This window comes from Sphingomonas sp. CFBP 13603, assembly GCF_014892665.1.
Classification (GTDB): Bacteria; Pseudomonadota; Alphaproteobacteria; order Sphingomonadales; family Sphingomonadaceae; genus Sphingomonas.
In genome coordinates this window covers 378128-398457 of record NZ_JADBIA010000003.1, presented here as the reverse complement: position 1 = coordinate 398457, position 20330 = coordinate 378128, and the positions used below count along the sequence as shown (strand labels likewise).

The 20330-nt window shown below is 66.0% G+C and carries 21 protein-coding genes; 13 read left to right on the top strand and 8 right to left on the bottom strand.

What is annotated here, in order from left to right:
* The first annotated feature begins 18 nt into the window (after positions 1 to 18).
* From IFR23_RS07310 to IFR23_RS07265, 10 genes are all read left to right on the top strand, one after another.
* Complete coding sequence (locus tag IFR23_RS07310) at positions 19 to 1287, top strand: flagellar hook protein FlgE (RefSeq protein ID WP_192238308.1); 1269 nt, start codon at positions 19 to 21, stop codon at positions 1285 to 1287.
* Between the two features lie 24 nt (positions 1288 to 1311).
* The gene (flgF, locus tag IFR23_RS07305; RefSeq protein ID WP_107963447.1) at positions 1312 to 2064 is read left to right on the top strand and encodes a flagellar basal-body rod protein FlgF; all 753 of its coding nucleotides are present in this window, start codon (positions 1312 to 1314) and stop codon (positions 2062 to 2064) included.
* Positions 2065 to 2077: 13 nt separating this feature from the next.
* The gene (flgG, locus tag IFR23_RS07300) at positions 2078 to 2866 is read left to right on the top strand and encodes a flagellar basal-body rod protein FlgG (protein ID WP_107963448.1); all 789 of its coding nucleotides are present in this window, start codon (positions 2078 to 2080) and stop codon (positions 2864 to 2866) included.
* Between the two features lie 5 nt (positions 2867 to 2871).
* Entirely contained in the window at positions 2872 to 3561 is a 690-nt protein-coding gene (locus IFR23_RS07295; protein ID WP_192975296.1) for a flagellar basal body L-ring protein FlgH, read from the top strand.
* 137 nt (positions 3562 to 3698) lie between these two features.
* Positions 3699 to 4793, top strand: coding sequence for a flagellar basal body P-ring protein FlgI (locus tag IFR23_RS07290; protein ID WP_192975295.1), 1095 nt, complete (start codon positions 3699 to 3701; stop codon positions 4791 to 4793).
* Positions 4790 to 5128, top strand: a complete 339-nt coding sequence (locus IFR23_RS07285) for a rod-binding protein (protein ID WP_192975294.1) — start codon at positions 4790 to 4792, stop codon at positions 5126 to 5128. The genes IFR23_RS07290 and IFR23_RS07285 overlap by 4 nt, the downstream gene beginning before the upstream one ends.
* Positions 5125 to 6471 carry a flagellar hook-associated protein FlgK gene (gene flgK / locus IFR23_RS07280; protein WP_192975293.1) on the top strand — a complete coding sequence of 449 codons (1347 nt, stop codon included), beginning with the start codon at positions 5125 to 5127 and terminating at the stop codon, positions 6469 to 6471. The genes IFR23_RS07285 and flgK overlap by 4 nt, the downstream gene beginning before the upstream one ends.
* A gap of 5 nt (positions 6472 to 6476) precedes the next feature.
* Entirely contained in the window at positions 6477 to 7397 is a 921-nt protein-coding gene (locus IFR23_RS07275) for a flagellin N-terminal helical domain-containing protein (protein WP_192975292.1), read from the top strand.
* Between the two features lie 109 nt (positions 7398 to 7506).
* On the top strand, positions 7507 to 8370 hold the full coding sequence (motA, locus tag IFR23_RS07270; protein WP_107963454.1) for a flagellar motor stator protein MotA: 864 nt from the start codon (positions 7507 to 7509) through the stop codon (positions 8368 to 8370).
* Positions 8371 to 8390: 20 nt separating this feature from the next.
* The gene (locus IFR23_RS07265) at positions 8391 to 9296 is read left to right on the top strand and encodes a flagellar motor protein MotB (RefSeq protein ID WP_192238301.1); all 906 of its coding nucleotides are present in this window, start codon (positions 8391 to 8393) and stop codon (positions 9294 to 9296) included.
* Between the two features lie 86 nt (positions 9297 to 9382).
* On the opposite strand, the gene IFR23_RS07260 is transcribed toward IFR23_RS07265, so the two are convergent.
* The 5 genes from IFR23_RS07260 to IFR23_RS07240 all read right to left on the bottom strand — a co-directional run bounded on the left by IFR23_RS07260 (position 9383) and on the right by IFR23_RS07240 (position 13885).
* Positions 9383 to 9874: a MucR family transcriptional regulator gene (locus tag IFR23_RS07260; protein WP_192975291.1), complete on the bottom strand. Its 492-nt coding sequence runs from the start codon at positions 9872 to 9874 to the stop codon at positions 9383 to 9385.
* A 445-nt stretch (positions 9875 to 10319) separates the two neighbouring features.
* Positions 10320 to 11171 carry a S1/P1 nuclease gene (locus tag IFR23_RS07255; RefSeq protein WP_192975290.1) on the bottom strand — a complete coding sequence of 284 codons (852 nt, stop codon included), beginning with the start codon at positions 11169 to 11171 and terminating at the stop codon, positions 10320 to 10322.
* Positions 11168 to 12088 (bottom strand): isoaspartyl peptidase/L-asparaginase family protein, encoded by a 921-nt coding sequence (locus tag IFR23_RS07250; RefSeq protein WP_192975289.1) that lies wholly within the window; start codon positions 12086 to 12088, stop codon positions 11168 to 11170. Before IFR23_RS07250 ends, IFR23_RS07255 begins: the two co-directional genes overlap by 4 nt.
* The gene (locus tag IFR23_RS07245) at positions 12085 to 13224 is read right to left on the bottom strand and encodes an acyltransferase family protein (protein WP_192975288.1); all 1140 of its coding nucleotides are present in this window, start codon (positions 13222 to 13224) and stop codon (positions 12085 to 12087) included. The genes IFR23_RS07250 and IFR23_RS07245 overlap by 4 nt, the downstream gene beginning before the upstream one ends.
* A gap of 139 nt (positions 13225 to 13363) precedes the next feature.
* Positions 13364 to 13885 carry a DUF1993 domain-containing protein gene (locus IFR23_RS07240; RefSeq protein ID WP_192975287.1) on the bottom strand — a complete coding sequence of 174 codons (522 nt, stop codon included), beginning with the start codon at positions 13883 to 13885 and terminating at the stop codon, positions 13364 to 13366.
* Positions 13886 to 14008: 123 nt separating this feature from the next.
* Here IFR23_RS07240 and ispG point away from each other — a divergent pair, with 123 nt between their 5' ends.
* The 3 genes from ispG to IFR23_RS07225 all read left to right on the top strand — a co-directional run bounded on the left by ispG (position 14009) and on the right by IFR23_RS07225 (position 16897).
* Positions 14009 to 15145, top strand: coding sequence for a flavodoxin-dependent (E)-4-hydroxy-3-methylbut-2-enyl-diphosphate synthase (gene ispG, locus IFR23_RS07235; RefSeq protein ID WP_192975286.1), 1137 nt, complete (start codon positions 14009 to 14011; stop codon positions 15143 to 15145).
* Between the two features lie 379 nt (positions 15146 to 15524).
* Positions 15525 to 16424 carry a DMT family transporter gene (locus IFR23_RS07230; RefSeq protein WP_192975285.1) on the top strand — a complete coding sequence of 300 codons (900 nt, stop codon included), beginning with the start codon at positions 15525 to 15527 and terminating at the stop codon, positions 16422 to 16424.
* A complete protein-coding gene (locus IFR23_RS07225) occupies positions 16421 to 16897 on the top strand; it encodes a GNAT family N-acetyltransferase (RefSeq protein ID WP_192975284.1) in 477 nt (158 codons plus the stop codon). Before IFR23_RS07230 ends, IFR23_RS07225 begins: the two co-directional genes overlap by 4 nt.
* 89 nt (positions 16898 to 16986) lie before the next feature.
* Here IFR23_RS07225 and ppa read toward each other — a convergent pair whose 3' ends face one another.
* From ppa to IFR23_RS07210, 3 genes are all read right to left on the bottom strand, one after another.
* Complete coding sequence (gene ppa, locus IFR23_RS07220) at positions 16987 to 17562, bottom strand: inorganic diphosphatase (RefSeq protein ID WP_107963463.1); 576 nt, start codon at positions 17560 to 17562, stop codon at positions 16987 to 16989.
* 74 nt (positions 17563 to 17636) lie between these two features.
* The gene (locus IFR23_RS07215; protein WP_192975283.1) at positions 17637 to 19550 is read right to left on the bottom strand and encodes a M61 family metallopeptidase; all 1914 of its coding nucleotides are present in this window, start codon (positions 19548 to 19550) and stop codon (positions 17637 to 17639) included.
* Between the two features lie 82 nt (positions 19551 to 19632).
* On the bottom strand, positions 19633 to 20286 hold the full coding sequence (locus IFR23_RS07210; RefSeq protein WP_192975282.1) for a DUF1345 domain-containing protein: 654 nt from the start codon (positions 20284 to 20286) through the stop codon (positions 19633 to 19635).
* Positions 20287 to 20330: the final 44 nt, after the last annotated feature.

The following is a 20330-nucleotide window of genomic DNA, read 5'->3' as shown; positions in this document are numbered from 1 at the left end:
TTTCAAGGAGTTAAACGCATGTCCTTCTACACTTCGCTTTCCGGTCTCCAGGCATCGCAGACCGAGATGTCGACGATCTCGCACAATCTGGCGAACGTCTCGACCAACGGCTTCAAGAAGAGCCGCACCGATTTCGCCGACGTGATCGCATCCAGCGTGTCGGTCGCGCCGTCGCAGCAGATCGGCTCGGGCGTCATGGTCAAGGGCAACCGCCAGCAGTTCGCGCAAGGCAATCTGATCCAGTCGGCAAACGCGCTCGATCTCGCGGTGTCGGGCGACGGTTTCTTCGTGGTGAAGCCCGAGACCGGCTCGTCTCAGGTCAACTTCACGCGCAACGGCGGCTTCCTGGTCGACGCCGATCGCTTCGTGGTCGATTCGAACGGCAGCCATCTCCAGGTCTATCCGGTCGACGGATCGGGCAGCGTCGTCGCCACCGGGCTTCAGTCCGCGATCAGCCTGCAGCTGCCCGAGACGAGCGGCACCGCAGCCCCGACCAAGGCGGTCACGCTGGGCGTCAACCTCAACGCGAGCTCGAAGCTGCCGACGACCGCCACCTTCGATCGCTTCGATCCGTCGAGCTACAACCAGTCGGCGCAGACCACCGTCTATGATGCGTCGGGCAACGCGATGACGCTGACCAATTACTTCAAGCGCACCTCGGTCTCGACCGATGCGAACACGCCGAGCACGTGGGAAGTCCACAGCTTCGTCGGCGACAAGGAACTGATGACGGGCGGCGTTGCCGGTTCGACGATGACGTTCGACGGAGCGGGCAAGCTGACCGCGCCGACCGCGCCGATCACCTATGACGAGTTCACCACCGCCGGTTCGGCGACCCCGCAGCAGATCGCGTTCAGCTTCGGCGACGCCACCACGCAGAAGGCGAGCGCGTTCGCGGTCAACTCGCGGACGCAGGACGGCAAGGCGGTCGGCCAGATCCAGGGCGTGACGATCGACGAGAAGGGCATCGTCAAGGCGAGCTTCTCGAACGGCGACACGCAGGCACTCGGCCAGGTGATGCTCGCCAATTTCTCGAACCCCGAGGGCCTGCGCCAGCTCGGCAACAGCTATTGGTCGTCGACCGGCGTGTCGGGCACGGCAAAGCTGGGCGAGGCGGGCTCGAACGGTTTCGGCAACCTGATGTCGGGGACGATCGAGCGGTCGAACGTCGACATCACCGAGGAGCTGGTCAGCCTGATCGCGGCACAGCGCAATTTCCAGGCGAATTCGAAGGCTCTGGATACCGCCAGCCAGATTTCGCAGACCATCTTCAACATCCGCAGCTAATCGACAGCGGACGGGGGACCCTGAATGGACAAGCTGGTCTATACCGCGGCGACGGGCCTGCGCGCGCACATGGCGGCGCAGGCGGCGATCGCCAACAACATGGCGAACGCGTCGACGACCGGATTCCGCGCCGATCGCGTGGTGTTCGACCGGCTGAACCTGAAGGGCGACGGCACCGCGCTGGAGGCACGCGCGCCGACGTCGGAAGAAGTCACCGACGCGGACCGGGCACCCGGCGCGATCCAGTTGACCGGTCGTCCGCTCGACGTCGCGATCACCGGCACCACCGCATGGCTGGCGGTGCAGGCGTCGGATGGATCGGAAGCCTACACGCGGCGCGGTGATCTTGAGGTTGCGCCGTCGGGCGTGCTCCAGACCGGCGATGGGCATCCGGTGATCGGCTCGGGGGGGCCGATCACCCTGCCGCCCTACCAGTCGCTGTCGATCTCGGCCGACGGGACGATCTCGATCATCCCGCAGGGTGGCGACGCAAAGGACCCGCAGGTCATCGACAAGCTCAAGCTCGCCGACACCAAGGGGTCGGACACCGTCAAGGGGCTCGACAACCTGCTGCGCGTCAAGGGCGGGGGGACGTTGCCCGAGGATCTCGATGCGAAGGTGCAGGGCGGTGCGATCGAAGGATCGAACGTCAACATGACGCAGGCGCTGGTCGACATGATCGAGAACCAGCGCAGTTACGAAGTCCAGGCCAACATGTTGAAGTCCGCCAAGGACATGGATGAAAGCGGTGCATCGCTGATGCGCCTGCCGAGCTAGAAGGAACCGACGAATGTCATCCGCAGCCATGCATATCGCGCGTACCGGGCTCGACGCCCAGGATACCCGCATGCGCGTCATCTCGAACAACCTCGCCAACGTGAACACCACGGGCTTCAAGAAGGACCGTGCGGCGTTCGAGGCGCTCGCCTACCAGACCGTGACGACCCCCGGCGCGCAGAGCACCGCGGAGACGAAATACGCCACCGGGCTCAACCTCGGCACCGGCGTCCGGCTCCAGGGTACTGCGCGGATCGACACGCAGGGTGCGATGCAGACGACCGGCAACAGCCTGGATCTCGCGCTCGACGGCGACGGCTATTTCCAGGTGCAGATGCCCGGCGGCACGCTCGGCTATACTCGCGCCGGTAACTTTTCGCGCTCGGCCGAGGGCTTGCTGGTCACCAGCGAAGGCTATCAGGTGCAGCCCGGCATCACCGTTCCCGAGGGTACGACCGCGATCACGGTCGGCTCCGACGGTACCGTGTCGGCGACCGTTCCCGGCCAGACCGAGGCGACGCAGATCGGCCAGATCCAGGTTGCGAACTTCCCGAACGGCGCAGGGCTCCAGGCGACCGGCGACAACTATCTCGTCGAGACCGCCGCCAGCGGCGCCGCCAATGTCGGCGTCGCCGGGCAGGACGGTCGCGGCAACATCAAGCAGGGTATGCTCGAGGCGTCGAACGTCAACGTCGTCGAGGAACTCGTCGACATGATCGAGACGCAGCGCGCGTACGAGGTCAATTCGAAGATGATCTCGGCGACCGACGACATGCTCAAATACGTCAACCAGAACATCTGATCGTGATGCGCAACGCTCCTATCGCCGCGCTCGCCGGCACGCTCCTCATCGCCGGGCTCGGCGCGTCCCCGGCGGACGCCAGCCTGTTCGGCAAGAAGGCACCGCCCGAGGATTTCTCGGTCGCACGCCCCCTGCCGGTCGTGCCGGTGCCGGTCGTCGCGACCGGCTCGATCTTCCAGGCGCAGGACGGCTACGCGGCCCTCTATGAAGGCTGGCGCGCGCGGAAGGTCGGCGATCCGCTGACAATCGTGCTGGTCGAGCGCACCGCCGCGTCGAAATCGTCGGGCTCGAAGCTCGACAGCAACGGCGGGGCGAGCATCACGCCGCCAACCACCGGCGCGCTCAACCTGTTCGGCAAGAGCGATGCGACGATCAGCGGTGGGCGCAATTTCAACGGCACCGGCGCCGCCGACCAGGCGAACTCGCTGTCGGGCGAAGTCAGCGTCACGGTCGCGCAGGTCTATCCCAACGGCACGATGCTGGTGCAGGGGCAGAAGCGCGTCACGCTCAACCGCGGCGACGAGTTCCTGAAGATCAAGGGCCTGGTCCGCACCGCCGACGTCGATGCGAACAACCGCGTGCTGTCGACGCGCGTCGCCGACGCGCAGATCTCGTACACCGGCAAGGGCGACGTCGCCCGCGCCGGCCGCCAGGGGTGGCTCGGCCGCTTCTTCTCCGTCGTCAGCCCGTTTTGATGCGCCCGCTGACCCGTGCCCTCACCCTTCCCACCCGGCAAGCGCCGGTCGGGCCCCTTCCCTCTCCCCTCAGGGGAGAGGGAGAGACGCCGAAGGCGGCGAAGGGTGAGGGCACGCGTTCCGGCTTGAGGTTTCCCATGATCCGCTTTCTTTTCGCTATCCTCGCCGGTTGCCTCATCGCCGCGCCGGCCTCGGCCGACCGGATCAAGGATCTGGGCGGGTTCCAGGGTATCCGTTCGAACCAGCTGACCGGCTACGGCATCGTCGTCGGCCTGCCAGGCACGGGCGACGACAATCTCGAATACACCGTGCAGTCGTTGAAGGCGGTCGCATCGCGCTTTGGTCTGCAGCTGCCGCCGTCCGCGAACCCCGGCATGAAGAACGCGGCGGTGGTGATGATCACCGCCGAGCTGCCGCCGTTCGCCAAGCCCGGCCAGCGTCTCGACATCACCGTCGCCTCGATGGGCAAGGCCAAGTCGCTCCGTGGTGGCAGCCTGATCATGACGCCGCTGCTGGGCGCGGATAACCAGATCTACGCGATGGCGCAGGGCAATTTGGCGGTCGGCGGCCTTGGTGCAGAGGGCGCGGACGGGTCGAAGATCGTCGTCAACGTGCCCTCGACCGGCCGCATCCCCGAGGGTGCGACCGTCGAACGCGCGGTCGCGACCGGGTTCGACAGCGCGCCGACTCTCACGTTCAACCTCGCACGTGCCGATTTCACGACCGCGCAGAATGTCGCCGGCGCGATCAACTCGAAATTGGGCTTCGGCAGCGCGCAGGCGATCGACGCGGTTTCCGTCGCGGTGCGCGCGCCGATCGGTGCCGATATCCGCGCGACGCTGATGTCGACGATCGAGAATCTCGACGTCGTCTCCGCCGAGCCGTCCGCCAAGGTGATCGTCAACGCGCGCACCGGTACGGTCGTCATCAACTCGGCGGTCCGCGTGGGGCCTGCGGCGATCACGCACGGCAAGATGACGGTCCGGATCGACGAGAAGCCGCAGGTCAGCCAGCCCGCGCCGTTCAGCCAGGGCCAGACCGCGATCACGCCGAACAGCCGCGTCGCGGTCGACGAGGAGCGTCGCCCGATGTTCCTGCTCGCACCCGGCCCCAAGCTCGCCGACATCGTCAAGGCGGTCAACGCGATCGGCGCGTCGCCGGCCGATCTGGTCGCGATCCTCGAGGCGCTGAAGGAAGCCGGCGCGCTCAAGGCCGAGTTGATCGTCCTGTGAGCCCGCTCAACGCCCCCCTCTCGCCGACGGCCGCGTCGGCGACCGGCATCTCGACCGACACCAGCCGCCTCAAGTCGAAGGACAATCTCGACAAGGCCGGCAAGCAGTTCGAGGCGGTCTTCACCGGCATGATGCTGAAGAGCATGCGCCAGGCGAAACTTGCCGACCCGCTGTTCGATTCGAAGGCGATCGATACCTTTACCGACATGCAGGACGGGTTGGTCGCCAAATCGATGGCCGAGCACACGCCGCTCGGCATCGGCAAGGCGATGACCGATTTTCTGAGCAAATCGCAATCCGATCTTAACCAGACTGCGGCAGACTCACCGCCATGAGCGATCTCCTCTCGATCGGCGCCTCGGGCGTTCGCGCCTACCAGACCGCGTTGTCGACGGTGTCGGAGAACATCGCGAACACCGGAACGGTCGGCTATACCCGGCGCACGACGACGCTGGCCGAGGTCTCGTCGGTCAATGGCGGGATCAACGCGCGCAACTCCGCGACCGGCAGCGGCGTGATCGTCGTCGGCGTCGGTCGCAGCGCCAACGCGTATCGATCGCAGGCGGTTCGCTCGGCGGGCACCGATCTCGGCAAGACCGAGACCAGCGTCGCCTGGATGAGCCGGATCGAATCGTCGCTCGGCGACAACAAGCTCGGCGATCGCCTCACCAGTTTCTTCAGTTCGGCGCAGACGCTGTCGGCCGACCCGACCTCCGTACCGGCGCGCGCGGTGATGCTCGAAGCGGCGAAGACGGCCGCCCAGGCCTTTGCCGCGACCGGCAAGGCGCTCGATACCGCCGCGACCGAACTCGATTCGTCCGCGTCGCAGGCGGTCCAGTCGCTCAACTCGCTCGGTACCGCGCTTGCCAAGGTCAATGACGGGCTCGCGCGGACGCCGCCGGGATCGTCGAGCGCGGCGCAGCTCGCCGACCAGCGCGATCAATTGCTCGACCAGATGAGCACGCTGACCGACGTCAGCACTGCGTTCGACGATCTCGGGCGCGCGACGGTCCGGCTCGGTGGCACCAGCGGCACGGTGTTCGTCGTCGGCAACCAGAGCGGACAGGCGTCGTTCACGCGCAACGACGAAGGCGCGGTGCAGTTCGCGGTCACGCGCGATGGTGTCACGACCGACCTGTCGCCGACGGGTGGCGCGCTCGCCGGAATGGCCGAGGGCGCGCAGCGTATCGCGGCGGCGCGCGAATCGCTCAACGGCATCGCCAGCGATTTCACCACGCAGGTCAACCTGGTCCAGGCGCAAGGCCTCGATCTCAGCGGTAAACCGGGCGCCGCTCTGTTCGAGACCGGCACCAATCCCACCGATATCACCGTCTCGCTGACCGATCCGCGCGGGATCGCCGCGGCGGGCGCGACCGGCGGCGTGCGCGATGCGTCCAACCTCGCCGCCTTGCAGGCGCTTCGGACCAGCGGCGGGTTCGAAACGCGGACCACCACGCTGATCGCCGGCAACGCCGCCGCGCTCGAACAGCGCAAGACGGTGGCCGATGCGCAAGGCGCGATCCGCGACGGCGCGGTCGCGTCGCTCGCCTCTTCGTCAGGCGTCGACCTGGATAGCGAGGCGGTCGACCTGCTGCGCTTCCAGCAGGCCTATCAGGCGTCGAGCCGCGTGATCCAGACCGCGCGCGACACGTTCCAGACCATCCTCGATCTACGGTAACGCTCATGCAGATCGCCACCAGCCTCTTCTACGATCGTGCCGCGAGCACGATGGCGTCGCTTACCGGCAAGGCGGATGCGCTCCAGACGCAGATCGCGAGCACCAAGCGGTTCTCCGCGCCGTCGCAGGACAGCGTCGCGTATCAGCGGCTCGCCGGGCTCGCGCGCGATACCGCGAACGACAAGGCGTATGCCGCGAACCTCGATACCGCCGCATCGGTGCTGACGCAGGCCGATACCAGTCTGACCGCGATCACCGATCAGTTGCAGAGCGCGGCGGAGCTGACGACGCAGGCGCTGAACGGCACGCTCAACCCGGCGAACCGCAAGGCCATCGGGGTCCAGCTCGCCGGTATCGTCGCGACGCTCGCCAATCTCGCCAATGCCAAGGACGCCCGCGGCCAGGCGTTGTTCGGAGGCGCCGATGGAGCGCCTGCGGTCGCCGCCGATGGCAGCTACGCGCTCGCCGGAAAGCCCGTATCGGGGATCCCGATCGGTGACGGCCAGAGCATCCAGGCGAACGAAACCGCCGCACGCATCTTCACCGTCGGCGGCAAAGCCAACGCCGAAGGCGGCATCGATGGCGGTATCAACACGCTGGAAATGCTTTCCGCCATTGCGACTGCGCTGCAATCCGACGATTACACGCCGGGCGCGCTCGATACCTCGCTGAAAGACATCAGTGCGGCATCGGATCAGGTGTCGATGGTCCAGTCGTCGCTTGGCGCCCGGGCGGCGCGAGTCGATCTGGAGGCGGCGCGGTTGAAGGATACCGGCGTGGACCGCGAAGAGACCCGCTCCGCGCTCGAGGACACCGATATCCCGACGGCGGTGGTCGAGTTGCAGAAGACGATGACGATCCTGTCGGCGACGCAGGCCAGCTTCTCGAAGCTCTCGGCGCTGTCGCTCTTCGATTATCTTCGCTGACCGTTTTTAATTGCGCAGGCGCGCATCTGGTAACCGGTTGGCTACCAAATCCGGTTAATTCTCTGGCGACGTAAGTGCCGCTGTCGGCCCTGGGGGAATTTCGAACACCATGTTTCCGGTCATCGGCATCGTCGTCCTGCTCGTCATGGTGTTCGGCGGATTCGCCTTCACCGGCGGCGCGCTCGGCCCCGTCATGGAGGCTATCCCGCACGAGATGCTGATCATCGGTGGTGCCGCCGCCGGCGCGCTGATCATCGGCAATTCGGGCAAGGAGCTGAAAGGTCTCGGCGCCGGCCTGGGCAAGGTCTTCAAGGGCCCGAAATACAAGAAGCAGGACTATCTCGACGTCATCTTCCTCGTCAGCAAGCTGATGAAGATGCTGCGGATGGACGGGCCGATCGCGCTCGAGCCGCATGTCGAGGATCCGCAGTCGTCCGCCGTATTCGCCGAATACCCGAAGCTCCTGAAGGACAAGGCGCTCATCAACCTGATCGCCGATACGCTGCGCCTGGTCGTGGTGTCGTCGGGTACGCTCGACGTGCATGCGGTCGAAGAGGTGATGGATCACTCGATCAAGACGCATCATCATGAGGAAGAGGCTGCGCACGGCACGCTCGCCAGCCTTGCCGACGCATTGCCCGCGCTCGGCATCGTCGCCGCGGTGCTCGGCGTGGTGAAGACGATGGGCTCGATCGACAAGCCGCCGTCGATCCTGGGGGCGATGATCGGTTCGGCGCTGGTCGGCACGTTCATGGGCGTGCTGCTGGCCTACGGCATCGTCGCGCCGCTAGCGAACCGGCTGAAGCAGGTGCTCGATGCCGACGCCTCGATCTATGACGTCGTGAAGCAGATCATCATCGCCTCGCTGCACGGTCATCCGCAGCCGCTGGTGATCGAGGCCGCGCGCTCGGGCATCGCGCACAAGAACCAGCCGGGCTTCGCCGAAGTCTTCGACGGGCTTCGTGGCAAGTAAGATGGGAGGCAAGTAACGTCATGGCCGCGCGCGCGCCCCACGGTACGAACCAGCCCCCCAAGGTCATCGTCAAGAAGATCTATATCGAGGGGCATGGCGGCCATCACGGCGGCGCGTGGAAAGTCGCGTACGCCGATTTCGTGACTGCGATGATGGCGTTCTTCCTGCTGTTGTGGATCGTCGGCGCGACCAACGAGAAGCAGCGTAAAGGGATCGCCGATTACTTCGCGCCGACCATCCTCAACACGCGCTCGCTCGGCATTGGCGGCGGTGGGCTGTTCGGCGGCGAATCGATCCTCGACAAGTCCCGCCTCGGGCCGAAACCGGGCCAGACCAGCATGGCGCAGCTCGCGATTCCCGACGCCGGCCTCGGTGGCCCTTCCGCCGGTACCGGAGACAAGGGCTCGCTGAAAAGCCGCGACGCGCTGACCAAGGAAGATCGCAAGAATTTCGAGGCGATGCGCAAGCGCGTGCTCGCCCAGATGTCGAGCAACACCAAGCTGTCGCGGCTCACCAGCCATGTCCGCTTCGTACCGACACAGGATGGCATGCGGATCGATCTGGTCGACGATGCGGATTATTCGATGTTCGCACTCGGTACCACCGCGCTCGATCCCGAGGCGTCGGTGCTGATCGGGATGATCGCGGGCTCGGTCCAGGGCCTGCAGAACCCGATCATGATCCGCGGCCATACCGACAGCGTGCCGTATGGCGATCCGCGCGCGATGAACAACTGGATGCTGTCGTCGGGTCGCGCCGAGGCTACGCGGCGGCGCCTGCTGGCGGGTGGAACGCCGGAAGCCCGGTTCGAACGCATCGAAGGGGTTGCCGACCGCGAACCGCTGATCGTCAAGAACGCCGCGGACCCGCGTAACCGACGCGTGGCGATCACCTTGCTCTATCGCCGCGGCACGTTCGGAAAATAGCGGGCCACCAGCGGCTCCTCTGCGCGACAAAAAAAGGACCGGTGCCGCGAGGCGCCGGTCCTTTTTCATACGCGAACTGCAACCGCTTACTCGGCGGCGGCAGTCTCCGTCTTGCGCTTGCGCGGGGTGGGCGCAGCAGCGTCGGTCTTGACCGGACCGGGCTTGCGGCCGAGACCGATCTTCTTCGCCATCGCGCGACGGCTTTCCGAGTAGTTCTCGGCGACCATCGGATAGTCGGGCTTCAGGCCATAGCGTTCGCGGTACTCGGCGGGCGTCATGCCGTGCGTCGCGAGATGACGACGCAAGGTCTTGTACGACTTGCCATCGATCATCGAGATGATGTGATCTTTCGACGCCAGCGATTTGCGTGCGGTCACCGCAGGCGTGTATTCGGTAGCCGCTTCGACCGGTGCAGCTTCGGTCGAACTGCCCAGCAACGCAGCAACCGTCTCGTGCATCTTGCCCAAGAAGGCGGGGACATCGTCAGCCGAACTCCGCGTGTTGGGGTTGCCAAGCCAAGCAATCGTCAGCTCGGTCGCGAGTTCTACGGCGTTCAGGTCAGTGGTATCTTCGGCCATGTTGCACTCCATTGTTTGTGAGCGCCGTAACGGCGCGCAACATCGTGTTCAACAGCAGAGCGATGGAATCCGTATAATAAATTGTAAAAATGGACATTGGAAGGTGCGATGTAGGCAAATGGGTTCATTTTGATTGCTTTACATCAAGCTAGGCATGCTCATCCGCCAAGGCTGCAACGCGGCGAGGAAATCTGCGATAGCAACGGACCGTCGACCGCCTAATGGTCGGCGCGGCGAGGAGCGCATACCATCGAGGCGGGTGGCAACCCGACCGTTCGTGCCAAGCGACCGAACCCTGGTTATCCATTCCGTCAGCTACGCCATCGTCGGCCGGTTGCGATCAGCCAATCGAGACCGCGATTCCGTAAGTATCGAAACCGGCGATATATCTGTGGGGCACCGCCACCCGCACGATATGGTTTGATCCTTGCTGGCGCGTGAAGTTTTAGCCGAGCGCCTTGTCGAGCAGTTTGGCCAACCGAATACCCCCGCGGCGAACCTCTTCGCGCGACACCGGCACCATCTTCGCGATCGTCGCATCGTCCATCTTCACGCGTGCCGGAACCGTACCGCACGCGTCGCCGCCAAGTGCCGCCGCATACGCCTGATGCGCGGCTTCCCAGGACTCACGACTCCAGTCGGTGACCGTCCCCGCGCCGATCTTCGCGCGCTCGGCCGCCGGATAGCGCCGCACCAGCGACGGCGGCGTCGAGATCGCGCGCTCGGCCAGCGGGCCGTCCCAGATCGAGTGCAGGTTGAACCGCGCGGGGCCGTAGATCCCGTAGTCGGCCTTCACATCGTTGCCGCCCTTGTCGTGGCGGTCGCCAGCGTGCAGCGGCTGGTGGAGATCGCCGACGAAGTGGATCAGGAACGCGAGCGCGACGACGCGATCGCGGGGCAGAGTCGATTTGTCGCGGAGCATCTTCACATCGCGATCGATCTGGTACGAGACGCAGTCGCCTTCCTTGCACGCGGGTGTGAGGTCGAACGGCGCGCAGATATCGACGTTCTGGTAATGCCAGCTGTACGCGAAACCGAAGCGCGTAGATCCGTCGTTCAGCTTCAGCGGCTTGATGCAGTCCGCCCAGACGCTGGCCTCCTCGATCGTGCCCGCGGGGCAGGTCGGGGTATCCAGCAATGCCTGTTGCGCGAGCAGCTTGCGGATCGCCGCCTTGGTCTTCGGCGTGACGTTGGCATAGGCGATCTGCGCGACGGTCTGGTGGCCATACTCCCAGAACGCGGTGGCGGGGGAGGCGAGACCGAGCGAGGCAATCGCGGCGAGGAGATAGCGCTTCATGCCGGCTCGTTAGCGTAGATCGCGACCGTCCGGCTACCCTCGGACGACGCGCGTCCGCGGTACATGCCGACGGTGTTGAAACCCCACGCCATGTCGCTGTCCGGTCCTGCGACGATCACCCCGCCGGTGCCACCGAGTGCCTTCACCTCGGCGAGCACCGCGTCGGCCGCGACTTGCAGCGACTCGCCCGACAAGCGGACGCGCGCGGCGATCTCGTGGCCGACGCCGATGCGGAGGAAGAATTCGCCCGAGCCGGTGCACGATACGGCGCAGGCGCGATCGTCGGCGAAGGTCCCCGCGCCGATCGCGGGCGTGTCACCGATCCGGCCCCAGCGCTTGCCGGTGACGCCGCCGGTCGAGGTGGCGGCGGCGACGTGGCCGTGCGTGTCGCAGGCGACCGCGCCGACCGTGCCGTACTTCATGTCGACGTCGAACTCGCCGCCATCGGCCTGGAACTCGGCGAACTGACGGCGGCGTTCGTCGGTGGCGAACCACGCGGCATCCGCCTGGGGAAGGTCGCGTTCGAGCGAGAACGCATCCGCGCCCTTTCCGGCGAGGAAGACGTGGCGGCCATCGTCGAGAATCGCGCGGGCTAGGCTGACGGGGTTGCGCGTGGCGGTGGCTGCGGCGACAGCGCCGGCTGCCCGCGTGCGACCATCCATGATCGCAGCGTCGAGCTCCAGCGTGCCGTCATGCGTGAAGACCGCGCCGCGCCCCGAGTTGAAGTGCGGGTCGTCCTCCAGCGCGCGCACCGCCGCTTCGACCGCATCTAGCGCGCTACCGCCGTTCGCCAGCACCGCCGACCCAGTGTCGAGCGCGCGCGACAGGCCGGCTCTCGCGCCCGCATCCTGCTCGGGCGAGACCATCTCGCTGTCGAGTTTGCCGGCGCCGCCGTGGATGACGAGGGTCCAGGTCATACTGAGTCTTTCGAGGGTAGGGCGCGAAGGCCGATGAGGGGACGGAGCGGCGCGATGCTGCGGCCGATCCAGTAGAAGGCGATGCAGCCGATCGTCGTCGCGCCGAGCAGGCAGGCGAACTCCGCCCAGCCCGGCAGGCCGGCGGGGAGCAGCGCGTACATCACGAGGACGATGATCGTCTGGTGGATCAGGTAGAACGGGAACACCGCCTCGGTCAGCGTGCGGCGCCAGCGATGGTCGCGGTTCCAGTGGCGCTCGGCGATCCCGATCAGCGCGACGATCGCGCCCCATTGCTCGAGCGCGTGGGCGACGCCGTAACCGGGGTAGATCCAGCGCGGCGCGACGATGTCGCCCGGCCATTCGAGCTCGACGCCGATGATCGCGACATAGCCGAGCACCGCGGCGAGCGCGCCGACCTTCCACCAGCGCGCGATCGCCGCCATTGCCGGCTCGGAACGGGCTAGGCCGAAGCCGAACAGGAACGCGGGGAAATAGGTGACGTGCGCGACCCAGTCGCCGAACAGGGCTTGCGATTCCGCGGCCATCTGGAACCACCAGGCGTGGACGAACACGAGCCACGCGACCGGCAGGACGAGCACCGCCCAGCTGCCGAAGACCCAGTCGAACGCGCGTTGCAGCCAGTCGCCGCGGACGACGACCAGCCCGAGCGTCAAGACAGTCGTGTAGACCCAGAGATAGACGACGAACCAGAGGTGGTTCCAGGTCGGCAACGACAGCCCGGCGAGCTTGCCGAAGCGGAAATAGTCGTGGCTCCAGAACGTCAGATAGCTGCCGGCATAGGCGTGCTTGGTGACCAGCTCGACCCAGGGTTGCGGCGGGACGATCACCGCCATGCCGAACAGCAGCGGCACGAGCAGGCGGTAGCAGCGATTGGCGAAGAATCCGCCTGTGCCGCTCGATCGGGCGAGCAGCGCGCGGCTGGCATAGCCCGAGACGACGAACAGCAGCGTCAGCCGCCATGCGTTGCTCGCCAGCATCGGTAGCCGCACCCAGTCCTCGACATGGAGCGACTTCACATGGAAGTTCCACGGCACGAAGACCATGCCGATATGGTAGAGGATCAGCAGCGCGAACGCGCCGATCCGCAGCCAGTCCATGCCGAAATGCCGCGTCATCGCGCGGCCCTACGGGGCGGGGGCCGGTGCCGCAAGCGTGCGACCGGCTGAGGCGGTGTTCGCGACCGACCGGTGTCCCCCTGAAATACTCCCCCTGGCGGGAGGATCGTTTAATCCGGGTACCTGCGTTTCAGTCGGTTCACGCCTTCATGCGCGGCGTGCCCATGAAGTCGCGCTTGCCGATCGGCACGCCCTGCGCGCGCAGGATCGCGTAGGCGGTGCTCGCGTGAAAATAGAAATTGGGCTGCGAGAACGAGAGCAGGAAGTTCGCGCCGGTGAACGGCATGACGAACGTGCCGAACGCAAACGTCGTGTCGTTGTCGGCGAGCGCGTCGAACGTCTCCCGGTCGATTGCCTCAAGCGTAGCGATCGCGTCGCGCATCACGGTGTGGAGACCCGCGAAATCGGTCGGCCAGGCCGAGAGGTCGGGCGCGAAGGTGCCGCCGCGGACGCCTTCGATGCCGCCGACCGAATGCGTCGCACACGCCTTCACTTGGTAACCGAACGGCAGCATGTCGTCGGCGAGCTTCGCGTCGATCAGCGTCGCGGAGTCGATACCCTTTTCGACGGCGAACGCTTCCGCCTTGTCGAGCAGCGCGTCGACCGCGCGGAGGATCTGGAGGTTCGACGGGATCGTCGCATCGTACAGGGACAGGGTCATCGCGTTCGCTCCATGAGGCCGTGCGCCGCTATGGCCGACGATCGCGATGCCGGCCAGCGCCAGCAATGTTCCGTTCCGCCGTGCAAGTCGCTATATACGCCCTCGAACTCCCGAGGAATCTCCATGTCCCTTCGTCCCTGGCGCGATATCACCCGCCGCAAGAGCCGCCAGATCATGGTCGGCAACGTCCCCGTCGGCGGCGATGCGCCGGTCACGGTGCAGACGATGACCAACACGCCGACCGACGACGTGCGCGCGACGGTCGACCAGATCCGCCGCTGCGAAGACGCGGGCGTCGACATCATCCGCGTGAGCTGCCCCGACGTCGAATCGACCGCCGCGCTGAAGCAGATCGTCCGCGCCAGCCGCGTGCCGATCGTCGCGGACATCCATTTCCACTACAAGCGTGCGCTCGAAGCCGCCGATGCGGGCGCGGCGTGTCTGCGCATCAACCCGGGCAATATCGGCTCGGCGGCGCGCGTGAAGGAAGTCGTCGACGCGGCCAAGTCCAACGGCTGTGCGATCCGGATCGGCGTCAACGGCGGTTCGCTCGAGCGGCATCTGCTCGAGAAATACGGCGAGCCTTGCCCCGACGCACTGGTCGAGTCGGCGCTCGATCATATCAAGCTGTTGCAGGACCACGACTTTCACGAGTTCAAGGTCGCGGTGAAGGCGTCCGACCTGTTCCTCGCAGTGGCGGCATACCAGCAGCTCGCCGAACAGGTCGATTGCCCGCTGCATCTCGGCATCACCGAGGCGGGCGGGTTCGTCGGCGGCACGGTGAAGTCGGCGATCGGGATGGGCAGCCTGCTTTGGTACGGCATCGGCGACACCATTCGTGTTTCGCTGTCGGCGGAGCCCGAGGAGGAGGTCCGCGTCGGCTTCGAGATCCTGAAGGCGCTCGGCATCCGCAACCGCGGCGTCCGCGTCGTCTCGTGCCCATCGTGCGCCCGCCAAGGCTTCGACGTGATCCGCACCGTGCAGGCGCTGGAGGAGCGATTGCAGCACATCCGCACGCCGATGTCCTTGTCGGTGCTAGGCTGCGTGGTGAACGGTCCCGGCGAGGCGCGTGAAACCGACATCGGCATCACCGGCGGCGGCAACGGCAAGCACATGGTGTATCTGTCGGGCGTCACCGACCACCACGTCCAGGACGCAGACATGGTCGACCACATCGTCCGGCTGATCGAGGCGAAGGCGGCCGAGATCGACGCAGCGGACGAGGCGATGGCGGCGCTGGTGCCGGTGGCGGCCGAATAGGGGCTGCCATTACGCCCCGTCATCCTGACGAAAGTCAGGATCCAGGGTAACGAACGCGGACCTCAATGACTCTGGATCCTGACTTTCGTCAGGATGACGGGGGACAGGGCGCAGGCTTCTTCTCGTTCTCCCGCGAAGGCGGGAGTCCAGGGTAACAGGCGATGACGGTTGCGGCTCCTGGACCCCCGCCTTCGCGGGGGAACAAGTATGAACTGCGGAGATGGTGTGCCGGCTCGAGGCGGCGTATGGGATACGCATGGTGACGGCCGCCGATCTCGATGCAGCGTTGATTGCGGCCGTTCGGACCGCGCTTCCCGAATTTCTGAGGTTGGCGCGGATCGGTGCCGCAGCCGATCGCGCCTGATATTCGCCTGTTTCGATGACACCCCGCACCGTTTCGCCCGCTTTAGCCTTCGCGATCGCCGCGCTGGGCATCGGACTGTTCTCCATGATGGATGCGGTGATGAAGTCGCTCGTGCTGGCGATCGGCGTCTATAACGCGCTGCTGTGGCGGCAGATGATCAGCGTCGGGCTCGGTGCGGTCGCGTGGAAGCTCGGGAACAGCGGGCGGCCGAGCGGGCGGGCGCTCAAGCTGCATCTGGCGCGCGGATTGGTGACGACGGTGATGGGGGTGCTGTTCTTCTGGGGGCTTGCGCGCGTCCCGATGGCGCAGGCGATCTCGCTGACCTACATCGCGCCGATCCTCGCGCTGCTGCTTGGCGCGGTGACGCTGGGCGAGCGGGTCGGGCTGAAAACTGCGTTTGCGTCGATCGCCGCGCTCGGTGGCGTGGTGGTCGTGATGATCGGGCAGGGGCGCGAGGTGCCTGGACCCGAGACGTTCCATGGGACGCTCGCGATCCTCGGCTCGGCGGTGCTGTATGCGGTCAACCTTGTGATCGCGCGGCTGCAGAGCCAGGCGGCGCGGCCGGGGGAGATCGCGTTCTTCCAGGCGCTCGTCATCACCGCGACGCTGGCGCTCGCCGCGCCTTGGCTCGCGGTGGTGCCCGAGGCGGTTCATTGGCCCAAGCTGCTGCTCGCCGCCGGGCTGGCGACCGCGTCGTTGTGGCTGCTTGGCTGGGCCTATGCACACGGCGACACCGGGTTCCTGGCGACCACCGAATACACTTCGTTCGTCTATGCCGCGGGCTTGGGTTTCCTGGTGTTCGGCGAGCGGGTATCGGCGTTCACGCTGGCGGGTGCGGCGATCATCGTCGTCGCGTGCCTGTACGCGGCGCGGCGGCGTGACATCGCGCAGACATCGATCGAGGCTAGTGCATGACCGTCATCCGTTCCGCCACCGCTGCCGATGTCGGCACGATCCTGCGCTTCGTCCGCGAGCTTGCCGCGTTCGAGCGCGAGCCGGATGCGGTCGAGGCGACCGAGCCGATGCTGACGGAAGCGCTGTTCGGCGAGCGGCCCGCGGCGGAAGCTCTGATTGCGGAGACGGCGCAGGGCCCGCTCGGGTTCGCGCTGTTCTTCCACAATTTCTCGACCTGGACCGGCAAGCGCGGGCTGTATCTGGAGGATCTGTACGTCACACCGGATGCGCGCGGGCAGGGGGTGGGCGGTGCGCTGCTGGTGCATCTGGCCGGCGTGGCGCTCGATCGCGGATGCGCGCGGTTCGAATGGTCGGTGCTCGACTGGAATGCCGATGCGATCGCGTTCTATCGGAAAGTCGGCGCGGTCGGGATGGAGGACTGGACGATCCAGCGGATGTCCGGGGATGCGTTGGTCAGGCTGGCGGGGCGGTAAAGGGCACGACCTGAGCGTGCCCTCACCCTTCCCACGGCAAGTGCCGCGGGCCCCTTCCCTCTCCCCCGACGGGGAGAGGGAGACAAGTCTTACCGCCCCGGAACGTCGTGGTCGTGTGGCTCTTCGCCGGCCTTCTTGGCTTCGTCGTAGCGCGCGATCGCCTCGATCGTGATGCGCTTGGCTTCCTCGGCGTCGCCCCACTTGCCGACGCGGACCCACTTCTTCTTCTCCAGGTCCTTATAGTGCGTGAAGAAATGCTCGATCTGCTCGAACACGATCTCGGGCACATCGGCACGGCCGCCGACGTTCGAGTAGTACGGGAACACCGAATCGACGGGTACGCAGACCAGCTTCTCGTCGCCGCCGGCTTCGTCTTCCAGGTTCAGCACCGCGATCGGCCGCGCGCGGACGACGCAGCCCGGGATGAACGGCGAGCGCGCGATCACCAGCGCGTCCAACGGATCGCCATCGGGGCTGAGCGTGTGCGGGACGAAGCCGTAGTTCGCGGGATAGCGCATCGGCGTGTGCAGGATGCGATCGACGAACAGCGCGCCCGACGCCTTGTCGAACTCGTACTTCACGGGCTCGCCGCCGGTCGGCACTTCGATGATGACGTTCAGGTCTTCCGGCGGGTTCTTGCCGGTCGGGATGAGATCGATACGCATGGCGGTCCTTTCGAATATGACGGTGCCGGCGCTCCTCGTGTTGGGAGCGGCCGGCACCGGTAGATTTCAAAGGCTCAACGCGGCGTCAGCAGCTTGTCGAGCCCGCCTTCACCTGTACCCACCTTCTGCAAGCGCGGATAGCGCGGCCCGTCATGGTAATCGAGCGTGATATCCCGGAAACGGTCGTTGTTCTTGACCGTGAGGCGGATCGGCAGCTTCGTACCCTTCGCCGCGAGGATCGCCGCCTTGATCCGATCCGACGAATAGGCCTCCGCGTTGACAGCCTCGATCTCGGTGCCGACGTCGAGCCCTGCCTTGAATGCCGGGCTGTCCCAGATCGACGAGGTCACGACGCCCTCCTTGTTGATCACCATGCCCAGCGAATAGCTGACGTCGGTGCCGCGGGTCTTCTCGGCCTGCTTCAGATACGGGCTCTGCTCGGGGCCATAGACCAGCTTGTAGCCGTTCATCGCGAAGCCGTTGATCGGCGCGGGCTTGCCCGTCTCGGTCAGGCGGGTGTCGAGGAACGTCGCCCAGTCATAGGGGACGATCCCGTTCAGCGTCTTCGCGACGTCGGCGAAGGTGTAGGTCAGCTCGCCGTAATCGCCGTCACGGACGCCGAAAAAGGCCTTGGCGAAATCGTCGATCGACTTGGTGCCGTTCGACTTCTGACGGAGCATCGCGTCGACCTCCATCCAGACCATCAGGCCTTCGTTGTAGTAATCCTCCGAGCGCTGCCAACTGGTCCAGCCCTTCGGCTTGCGGGCCGAGATCACCGGATCGTTGGTCGTATCGATCAGCGGACGCCACTGGCGGCCCGGCGCGGTATCGTAATTGCCGAGGATCGAGGCGTAACCGTCGAGCGTGTCCTGCTTGCTGACCAGTCCCGAGCGCGCCTGGAGCACATAGCCCCAGAACTGCGTCTGGCCCTCATAGACCCACAGCAGCGAATCGCGCATCGGCGTGCGGAAGTCCGGCGTCCACAGGTCGGCGCCGCGGCGGAACTTGCCGTCCCAGCTATGCGTGAACTCGTGCGGCAGCAGGTTGCGCGCGGCGGCGCCGGTGTCCCATTCGGTGAAATAGCCGGGCTTCACGCCGTTCTCGGAACTGCGGTGATGCTCCAGCCCGATCCCGCCGAGCTGATCGGTGATCGACAACAGGAATTCGTAATGATCGTAATGCTGCGCGCCAAAGGTCTTGGCGGCCTGGTCAACGAGCCGCTTGTGCGCGTCGATCTGCGCAGGGGTGGCGGCGAGCTGGTCGGGGCTGTCGGCGAAGACGTTGAGATCGACCCGAGGGGAGAGCGGCCAGACCTTGCCGTACTTGCCCGCCAGCGTCGGCGAATCGACGAGGATCTCGTAGTTGGTCGTGTCGTAGCTGTAGGTGGAGCCCGACACCTTGGCCGGTACCGCACCCGCCGCGGTCCAGCCGGTGGGGTAGGTGACGGTCATCTTGATCGGGATCTGGCGCGTGAAATAGCCGGCCGGGTAGAGGCTGACGAGGTTTGGCTGGAGGCTGATCATCGTCGGCGTCATGACGATGCGGCCCTGGTCGCCCTTGGTCGCGGAGATGAACTGGAACTCGGCGACGACCGACTTTGCACTCGTCGGCACGTCGATATGGAAGGCGAACACGTCGACCGGATCGCGCGTCCAGGGGACGATCTTGCCGTTGGCGCGGATCACGAGACCGGCGAGCTTCTCGATCTCGCCGCGCGGGGAATGCGCGCCGGGGAGCCACTTCGGATACAGCAACGCCATCGGGCCCGACTTGGCGACCGGAATGGTCTGCTTCACGCGGAAAATGCCGCGCTCGGTATCGGTCGCATCGACGTCGAGGAGGAGCGTGCCGGGATAGGGCGTGTCGACCGCGTCGGGAATGGTGTCGACGAACGGCACCGGCTGGGGTGCGGTGTTGCCTGCTGGAACCTGCGCAAATGCAGGGGCGGCGGACGCGAGCAGGGATGCGACGATAAGCTTGCGGATCAAGGAAGGGCCTTCCGGCTGAGAGACGATGACCCGAGGTGTAATCGCGATAAAGGGCAGCCGTCCAGTCCTTTACCCGGTACCCTCAGCCAGCACTCCCGAGCACGTTGATCGTGAACGCGAGCACGCCGATGTTGAACACGAACGCCGCCATGCACTGGCCTAGCGCGGCTTTCCGCACCCGGCGCGAAGTGATCTCGACGTCCGAGGTCTGGAACGTCATCCCCAGCGTGAACGCGAAATAGGCGAAGTCCCAGTAATCGGGCTCGTCGCAGCTCGGGAAGTCGAGACCCTTCGCGTCTTTCCCGTCCGGATCGTCGACATAGTAAAGATGCGCATAGTGCAGCGTGTAGATCATGTTCGAGAACAGCCACGCGAGCGCCAGCGTCGTGATCGTCAGCGCGATTCCGACCGCGTCGTTCTTGCCCTGCAATTCCTTCGCCACCGCGACCAGGATGACCAGCATGATCGTCCCGCTGAACCCGAGCAGCACCGCACGGTTGGCGTCGTTCTCCTCCGCCGCGCGACGCATCCGTGCCGCGGTGGCGTTGCGGAACAGCGTCGAGACCGCGATCAGGAACACGACCGCGGCGACGTCGAACGCCGCCATCGTACCGCGCCCGAGCCCGAAGCGCGGGATCAGCGCGGCCAGCCCGATCGCAAAGACCAGCACGAACAGGATGAAGCGCGGCGGGGCAACGCGTTGGCCGAGGCCCCAATATCTGGGTTTGTCGTTCATGCCACAGCGCTAGCGCTTAGCGGGGACGTCGCCTAGATACGCGC

Bases quoted from the DNA above. Each gene is read 5' to 3' on its own strand.
- IFR23_RS07310 (WP_192238308.1), top strand. From the start codon at position 19: ATGTCCTTCTACACTTCGCTTTCCGGTCTCCAGGCATCGCAGACCGAG.
- flgF (WP_107963447.1), top strand. From the start codon at position 1,312: ATGGACAAGCTGGTCTATACCGCGGCGACGGGCCTGCGCGCGCACATG.
- flgG (WP_107963448.1), top strand. From the start codon at position 2,078: ATGTCATCCGCAGCCATGCATATCGCGCGTACCGGGCTCGACGCCCAG.
- IFR23_RS07295 (WP_192975296.1), top strand. From the start codon at position 2,872: ATGCGCAACGCTCCTATCGCCGCGCTCGCCGGCACGCTCCTCATCGCC.
- IFR23_RS07290 (WP_192975295.1), top strand. From the start codon at position 3,699: ATGATCCGCTTTCTTTTCGCTATCCTCGCCGGTTGCCTCATCGCCGCG.
- flgK (WP_192975293.1), top strand. From the start codon at position 5,125: ATGAGCGATCTCCTCTCGATCGGCGCCTCGGGCGTTCGCGCCTACCAG.
- IFR23_RS07275 (WP_192975292.1), top strand. From the start codon at position 6,477: ATGCAGATCGCCACCAGCCTCTTCTACGATCGTGCCGCGAGCACGATG.
- motA (WP_107963454.1), top strand. From the start codon at position 7,507: ATGTTTCCGGTCATCGGCATCGTCGTCCTGCTCGTCATGGTGTTCGGC.
- IFR23_RS07265 (WP_192238301.1), top strand. From the start codon at position 8,391: ATGGCCGCGCGCGCGCCCCACGGTACGAACCAGCCCCCCAAGGTCATC.
- IFR23_RS07260 (WP_192975291.1), bottom strand. From the start codon at position 9,874: ATGGCCGAAGATACCACTGACCTGAACGCCGTAGAACTCGCGACCGAG.
- IFR23_RS07255 (WP_192975290.1), bottom strand. From the start codon at position 11,171: ATGAAGCGCTATCTCCTCGCCGCGATTGCCTCGCTCGGTCTCGCCTCC.
- IFR23_RS07250 (WP_192975289.1), bottom strand. From the start codon at position 12,088: ATGACCTGGACCCTCGTCATCCACGGCGGCGCCGGCAAACTCGACAGC.
- IFR23_RS07245 (WP_192975288.1), bottom strand. From the start codon at position 13,224: ATGACGCGGCATTTCGGCATGGACTGGCTGCGGATCGGCGCGTTCGCG.
- IFR23_RS07240 (WP_192975287.1), bottom strand. From the start codon at position 13,885: ATGACCCTGTCCCTGTACGATGCGACGATCCCGTCGAACCTCCAGATC.
- ispG (WP_192975286.1), top strand. From the start codon at position 14,009: ATGTCCCTTCGTCCCTGGCGCGATATCACCCGCCGCAAGAGCCGCCAG.
- IFR23_RS07230 (WP_192975285.1), top strand. From the start codon at position 15,525: ATGACACCCCGCACCGTTTCGCCCGCTTTAGCCTTCGCGATCGCCGCG.
- IFR23_RS07225 (WP_192975284.1), top strand. From the start codon at position 16,421: ATGACCGTCATCCGTTCCGCCACCGCTGCCGATGTCGGCACGATCCTG.
- ppa (WP_107963463.1), bottom strand. From the start codon at position 17,562: ATGCGTATCGATCTCATCCCGACCGGCAAGAACCCGCCGGAAGACCTG.
- IFR23_RS07210 (WP_192975282.1), bottom strand. From the start codon at position 20,286: ATGAACGACAAACCCAGATATTGGGGCCTCGGCCAACGCGTTGCCCCG.